The 7013-nt window shown below is 62.5% G+C and carries 7 protein-coding genes; 2 read left to right on the forward strand and 5 right to left on the reverse strand.

Annotated elements, in window-relative coordinates:
• The coding region (locus EOA86_RS15805; protein WP_128342464.1) for an RNA degradosome polyphosphate kinase at positions 1–1985 on the reverse strand (1985 nt) is incomplete at its 3' end.
• 317 nt (positions 1986–2302) lie between these two features.
• On the opposite strand from EOA86_RS15805, the gene EOA86_RS15810 reads away from it, so the two are divergent.
• Positions 2303–2548, forward strand: coding sequence for a zinc-finger domain-containing protein (locus EOA86_RS15810; RefSeq protein ID WP_029354249.1), 246 nt, complete (start codon positions 2303–2305; stop codon positions 2546–2548).
• Between the two features lie 16 nt (positions 2549–2564).
• Positions 2565–3809, forward strand: coding sequence for an FAD-dependent monooxygenase (locus EOA86_RS15815; RefSeq protein ID WP_128342466.1), 1245 nt, complete (start codon positions 2565–2567; stop codon positions 3807–3809).
• Here EOA86_RS15815 and EOA86_RS15820 read toward each other — a convergent pair.
• The 4 genes from EOA86_RS15820 to EOA86_RS15835 form a co-directional block, all read right to left on the reverse strand.
• A complete protein-coding gene (locus EOA86_RS15820; protein WP_206630033.1) occupies positions 3800–4486 on the reverse strand; it encodes a TIGR02117 family protein in 687 nt (228 codons plus the stop codon). The two genes, EOA86_RS15815 and EOA86_RS15820, sit on opposite strands and share 10 nt — an antisense overlap.
• A 103-nt stretch (positions 4487–4589) precedes the next feature.
• Entirely contained in the window at positions 4590–5393 is an 804-nt protein-coding gene (locus EOA86_RS15825; protein WP_065008990.1) for an amino acid ABC transporter ATP-binding protein, read from the reverse strand.
• A 21-nt stretch (positions 5394–5414) separates the two neighbouring features.
• Positions 5415–6572 (reverse strand): amino acid ABC transporter permease, encoded by a 1158-nt coding sequence (locus tag EOA86_RS15830; protein WP_128342467.1) that lies wholly within the window; start codon positions 6570–6572, stop codon positions 5415–5417.
• Positions 6573–6576: 4 nt separating this feature from the next.
• On the reverse strand, positions 6577–7013 hold a 437-nt coding region (locus EOA86_RS15835; protein ID WP_128342469.1), incomplete at its 5' end, for an ABC transporter permease subunit.

Raw genomic sequence — 7013 nt, forward strand, 5'->3', positions numbered from 1 at the left:
AGCATGATCTGGCCGAGGACTTGTTCATGCACCGTTGGATTGGTGATCGGCACCATGGTTTCGACGCGACGGTCGAGATTACGCGGCATCAAATCGGCCGATGAGATGTAGACGACCGCCCCGTCCGACGGCAGTCCATGGCCGTTGCCGAAACAATAGATGCGGCTGTGTTCGAGGAAGCGGCCGACGATCGACTTGACCCTTATGTTTTCAGACAGGCCCGGCACCTGGGGCCTCAGACAGCAGATGCCGCGCACGACAAGATCGATCTCGACGCCGGCGCGGCTGGCGTCATAAAGCGCGTCGATGATGATCGGATCCACCAGCGCATTCATCTTCATCCAGATGCGGGCCGGCCGGCCTTCCAGCCCATGGGTAATCTCGTCTGAAATATGCTTGAGAATCCGGTTTCTCAGCGTGAAGGGTGAGATAGCCAGCCGCATCTCATCGGTCGGCTCGGCGTAGCCGGTGATGAAATTGAACAGCTGGGCGACGTCGCGGGCGATCGTCGGAGCGGTGGTGAAGAAGGACAGGTCGGTGTAGATGCGCGCGGTGACGGGATGGTAGTTGCCGGTGCCGAGATGCACATAGTTGCGCAGCTTGCCGTCCTCGCGTCGCACCACCAGCGACATTTTCGCGTGTGTCTTCAGTTCGAGGAAGCCGAACACGACCTGAACGCCGGCGCGCTCGAGGTCGCGCGCCCAGCGGATGTTGGCTTCCTCGTCGAAACGCGCCTTGAGCTCGACCAGCGCGGTCACCGACTTGCCGGCCTCCGCCGCGTCGACCAAAGCGCGCACGATCGGGCTGTCGTTCGATGTGCGATAGAGCGTCTGCTTGATCGCCACGACTTCCGGGTCGGCCATCGCCTGGCGCAGGAACTGCACCACAACGTCGAAGGATTCGTAGGGGTGATGAACGATGATGTCCTTCTCGCGGATGGCGGCGAAACAGTCGCCGCCATGCTCGCGGATGCGCTCGGGAAAGCGCGGATTATAGGGCGTGAATTTGAGATCGTCGCGGGCGATGGCGACGATCTCGGAAATCTGGCTGAGCGCCAGCGGACCGGTGAGCACGCTGATGCGGCTCGACGAGACGCCAAGCTCGCCGGCGACGAACTCGCGCAGTTCGGCCGGCATCAGCTTGTCGAATTCGATGCGGATGACCGAGCCACGGCGGCGCCGCTTCAGCGCCGTCTCGAACAGGCGCACGAGATCCTCGGACTCCTCCTCGACCTCGATGTCACTGTCGCGGATGATGCGGAACGTCCCGGAGCCCTTGACTTCGTAGCCGGGGAACAGCTTGCCGATATAGAGGCCGACTGCTTCTTCCAGCGGAATGAAGCGGACATGACGCTTGCGGTCGGGCAAGCGGATGAAGCGCTTCAGCGCCACCGGCAGACGCAACAGCGCGCTCATCTCCTCGCCATTCCTGCGATGGCGCAATTGCAGGGCCATCGAGAAGCCGAGATTGGGAATGAACGGGAATGGATGCGCCGGGTCGATCGACAGCGGTGTGAGCACCGGAAACACCTGCTCCTGGAAATGATCCTCGAGCCAGGCCTTCTCGTCCTTGGTCAGCCCATCGCGGCTGATGCTCTCGATGCCTTCCTTGTCGAGCAGCAGCATCAGCGCGGAAAGGCTTTTCTGCTGGTCCTCCTGCAGACGCTCGACTTCGCGCAGCAATTGTTCGAGCTGTTGTTCGGGGGTGCGACCGTCCGGGCTCTTCAGCGTGATGCCTTCGCGAACCTGGCCGGCGAGACCGGCGACGCGGACCATGAAGAACTCGTCGAGATTGGCGGCCGAAATCGACAGGAAGCGGACACGCTCGAGCAGCGGATGATTGGCGTTCAACGATTCCTCGAGGACGCGGCGGTTGAATTGCAGCCAGGAAAACTCGCGGTTCACGAAGCGGTCCGGGTTGCCGCCCTCGGGGCTCGCCACCTCGACAGTGGTGAATTCGCTCTGCACCGGCTTTAGTTCGTTCATGGTTCCTGCTCGTTTCGCACCCGCTGGCCAGAGCATCGCGCGTCTTTCTGGACGCGCAAAGGACGCTCTACCACTCTTAAGCTAGGCATGATCCCCAGCGAAACCGAATTCGGTTTTCGGGGCCATGCCTTAACCGGCTTAGCTTATCCTGTGACAGGCTTTTACGACAGTTTGATTTCATCGATCTTGCAAAGAGACAGCTTATGATCCAGATGCAATCAGGCTACAGCGCGGCGCGCCCTTGGACGCGCAAAGGACGCGGTGGAATTTTGATTTGCGCATGATCCGGGGTCATGCGGCACATGTAGGAGACGACGATGGCAGGCGGTTCCATTCCCCATTTCCAGAACGATGCGGGCTATGCGGCGATCGACATCGGCGTCAAGGAATTCATGTGCACCGGCGCCAACCCGCCTTTCGACCACCCGCATGTGTTTCTCGACATGGGCGACGACAATGAAAAGGTCTGCCCCTATTGCTCGACGCTTTATCGCTATTCGCCAAAGCTGAAGGCGACGGAAACGCAGCCTGCCGGATGCCTCTATATCGACCAGGCCGCCTGACGCGCACGCCATCCCCATGGACGACACCCGGTCCCGGCAGGTCGTTATCGCCGGAGCCGGCGTCGCCGGACTGACCGCGGCGCTGGCATTTTCCGAACACGGCTATCTGGTGCGGCTGTTCGAACAGGCGCCGCGCCTCGAAGCGGCCGGCGCCGGCATCCAGCTGTCACCCAACGCAACGCGCATCCTTCGCCAGCTCGGCGTGCTCGACCGGCTGTTGCCGGCGGCGGTGCGGCCGGAGGCGGTCGTGCTCAGGGACGCCGCCACACTGCGCGAGCTGGCGCGGGTGCCGCTTGGCGAAGAAGCCGAAAGGCGCTGGCACGCGCCCTATCTCGTCGCTCATCGGGCCGATCTGCAAGACGCGCTCATGGCGCGCCTTGCCGAACAGCCGGACATCAGTCTCGTCACCGGCGCGCGCGTCGGCGGCATCGCCGCAGGACCGCGCCATACAACGGCAACAGTCGAGATTGCCGGCACGACGGTCGAAGCCGACGGCTTTCTGCTGATCGGCGCCGACGGCGTGTGGTCGGCTATCCGTGCTCTTGGCGGGTTTGCGGCCAAAAGCCGGTTTTCGGGCGAGCTTGCCTGGCGCGCTACGATCAGTGCAGACAGTGTCGCGGGAGAAGCGCTTGCGGCGGTCGGCGCCGCCAATTGCGTGACCGCCTTCCTGCATCCCGGTTTTCACCTCGTCGCCTATCCGGTCAGCAACGGCACGGCGTTCAACCTGGCCGCCTTCACCAGGGGCGAGATCATCGCCGAGGGCTGGTCGGGTTACGCCGACCCCAACATCCTCGTCGGCGCGATGCGTGGCACCGCGGCAGCACTGGCCCGGCTTGCCGAGGATGCCGGCCCGTGGACCGCATGGCCGATCCATACGGTCGACCAGGCACAGCCATGGACAACGCCCGCCGGCATCGCGCTGATCGGCGACGCCGCGCATGCGATGACGCCGTTTGCGGCGCAAGGCGCGGCGATGGCGATCGAGGATGCCGCAACCCTTGCCGGTTTTGTCGCCGCCTCGCCTGCCGACCCCTGGAGCGCCCTTGCCGCCTGGGAAAAGGTGCGGCGCCCGCGCATCGCCAAGGTCGCCCGCCGCGGTGCTGTCAACCGTCTCGCCTGGCACGCTTCCGGGCCGGTGGCGGTCGCGCGCAACCTGTTTCTGAGATTGCGCTCTCCGGAAAGGCTCGCCGCCGATCTCGATTGGCTTTATGGCTGGCAGGTTCGGAAACCGTCGGACACTAGTGCCAAGCATCAATTATAAATCCGCATCGACAGGTCGAGCGAGGCCGGCAGCGGATCCCACCAGCCTGTCCGCAGGCCGGCGATACGCAGAGCCGCCGCTGTCCAGGTGTTGCAGCCAACCAGCGCGTTGAAATGGCCGTTGGCTTCGTAGAAGCGGTCGAACCTGGAATAGGGGGCATTCTCGACTGGGATGGGACCGTTCGGCCCTTGCTGGAAACTGGCGGTGATGAAGTCGAGCAGCGCCGCAAAACGCTCCTCGCTGATGTCGAAGCCGGCGACGTCGGGGTGCGGCTCGACAATGTTGCCGGCGACATCGATATGCATCACCGATGCGTCCAGTGTCAGCGCCTTCATCACCGGCACCGCCTTTAGTTCCGACCAGGTCGGCGTCTCCAGATAGAAGGCGCGGCCTCCCCAGCCGAAGACGATGTAGCGGACCCCAGCCATGTCGTCCGGAATGCCGCCATCGACCAGGAAATGGAAGCGCTTGCGCACGTCGTCATCGACCGGGACGGCGATATCGGTGTGGATCGGATTTTTCAGCACCAGGATGTGCCTGGTGGCTACGGGATCGGCGGCGGCCGCCGGCAAGAGCGGCCGTGGAATGAACGTGCCCAAAACCACGGCAAGCACGATTGCCACCACCAGAATGGCGAGAAAACGCCCAAGCTTTTTCACGAGGGACGGCTTTTTCATGAGGGACGGCCTCGCAATCGGGGCGCAATCGCCGGCTGACGGCCCAGACGCAAAAGAGCCCGGCAGGATTTCGGCCGGGCTCTTTTGATTCGCGTGAGAGCGATCAGTGCAGGATCTGCGACAGGAACAGTTTTGTGCGCTCGTGGCGCGGATTGTCGAAGAACTCGGCCGGCGTGTTCTGCTCGACGATCTGACCCTGATCCATGAAGATCACCCGGTTGGCGACCTTTCGGGCAAAGCCCATCTCGTGGGTGACGCAGAGCATGGTCATGCCCTCTTCGGCGAGGCCGACCATCGTCTCCAGCACTTCCTTGATCATTTCGGGATCGAGCGCAGAGGTCGGCTCATCGAACAGCATGATGCGCGGGTTCATGCATAACGAGCGGGCGATGGCGACGCGCTGCTGCTGGCCGCCGGAAAGCTGGCCGGGATATTTGTTGGCCTGTTCCGGGATCTTGACGCGCGTGAGGAAGTGCATGGCGATTTCCTCGGCCTGCTTCTTCGGCGTCTTGCGCACCCAGATCGGCGCCAGCGTGCAGTTTTCCAGGATGGTCAAATGCGGGAACAGGTTGAAGTGCTGGAAAACCATGCCGACCTCGCGGCGCACTTCGTCGATCTTCTTAAGGTCGTTGGTCAATTCCTTGCCATCGACGATGATCTTGCCCTTCTGGTGCTCTTCCAGCCGGTTGATGCAGCGGATCATCGTCGATTTGCCGGAGCCCGAAGGGCCGCAAATGACGATGCGCTCGCCGCGCATCACCTTCAGATTGATATCCTTCAGCACGTGGAATTCGCCGTACCATTTGTGCATAGCGATGATGTCGATGGCGACGTCGGTGGTGGATACCTGCATCTTGGCGGCATTGACCTTGATCTCTTCCGCGCTGACTGCATTTTCTGTGGCCATGGAAGGTTCCCTTTTTTGTTCTTAGCGTTTGTAGCTGGTATCGAGCCGGCGTTCCGTGAACATCGAATAACGCGACATGCCGAAACAGAACATCCAGAAGACGAAGGCAGCGAACACCAGGCCGGACCTGGCCGTCTGCGGCGTTGCCCAGTTGGCGTCGGAAAAATTCTGTTTGACGACGCCGAGCAGGTCGAACATCGAGATGATTGAGACCAGGCTGGTGTCCTTGAACATGCCGATGAAGGTATTGACGATGCCGGGAATGACCAGCTTCAGCGCCTGCGGCAGCACGATCAGGCCCATCTTCTGCCAGTAGCCGAGGCCGAGCGAATCCGCACCCTCATACTGGCCCTTGGGGATCGCCTGCAGGCCGCCGCGCACCACTTCGGCCATATAGGCAGCGGCAAACAGCGAGACACCGATCAGCGCCCTCAGGAACTTGTCGAAGGTGACGCCGGCCGGCAGGAACAGCGGCAGCATGACGCTGGCCATGAACAGGACGGTGATCAGCGGGATGCCGCGCACCGTCTCGATGAAGATGACGCACAGCATCTTGACGATCGGCATCTTCGATCGCCGCCCCAGCGCCAGCACAATGCCGATCGGCAGCGACACGGCAATGCCGACGAAGGACAGGGTGAGCGTCACCAGAAGCCCGCCCCATAGCGGGGTTTCGACATGCGGCAGGCCGAACACGCCGCCAACCAGCAGGATGAAAGCAACGATCGGCAGCGCCCCGAAGAATAAGATTGCGTTCAGCCCCTTGCGCGGCACCTTCGGGATGAGCAGCGGCACCAGAAGCGCCACGAACAGGATGGCGACGAGGATCGGCCGCCAGCGCTCATCGATCGGATAGCGGCCGAACATGAACTGGCCGAATTTGGCGTTGACGAAGGCCCAGCAGGCGCCCGACCAACCATCCGGCTGGATGCCGCCCTGCGCCACCGTGGCGCAGAACGTACGGTCGGTGCCGGTCCATTGGGCGCTGATGAAAGCCCAGCTGATCAGTTGCGGCAGGATCATCGCGACCAGCACGATGCCGATGATGGTCAGGATCGTGTCGCCGGTCGAAGCAATCAGGTTTTTGCGTATCCAGGCGCCCAGACCGCGCTCACTTGCTGGCGCCGACTGTGCCAGCGCCATTTCGACGCGGACGAAGGAAAGGTCGTGCTCCTGCATGTCGCTACCTCTCCACCAGCGCCATTCTGGCGTTGACCACGTTCATGATCGCCGACGTCAACAGGCTGAGCGCGAGATAGACCACCATCATGATCAGCACGCACTCGATCGCCTGGCCGGTCTGGTTCAGCACCGTGCCGGTCGTCGCCGTCAGGTCCGGGTAGCCGATGGCGATGGCCAGCGACGAGTTCTTGGTCAGGTTCAGATACTGGCTGGTCAGCGGCGGAATGACGATGCGCATGGCTTGCGGAATGACGACAAGCCGCAGAATCGATCCCGGCCGCAGCCCGAGGGCACCGGCTGCCTCGGTCTGCCCCTTACTGACGCCCATAATGCCGGCCCGCACGATTTCGGCGATGAAGGCGGCCGTATAGAAGGACAGCGCCAAATAGAGCGACAGGAACTCCGGCTTGACCTGAAAGCCGCCGGTCAGGTTGAAGG

Origin of the sequence: Mesorhizobium sp. M5C.F.Ca.IN.020.32.2.1 (assembly GCF_004023105.1) — a bacterium.
GTDB lineage: Bacteria > Pseudomonadota > Alphaproteobacteria > Rhizobiales > Rhizobiaceae > Mesorhizobium > Mesorhizobium wenxiniae.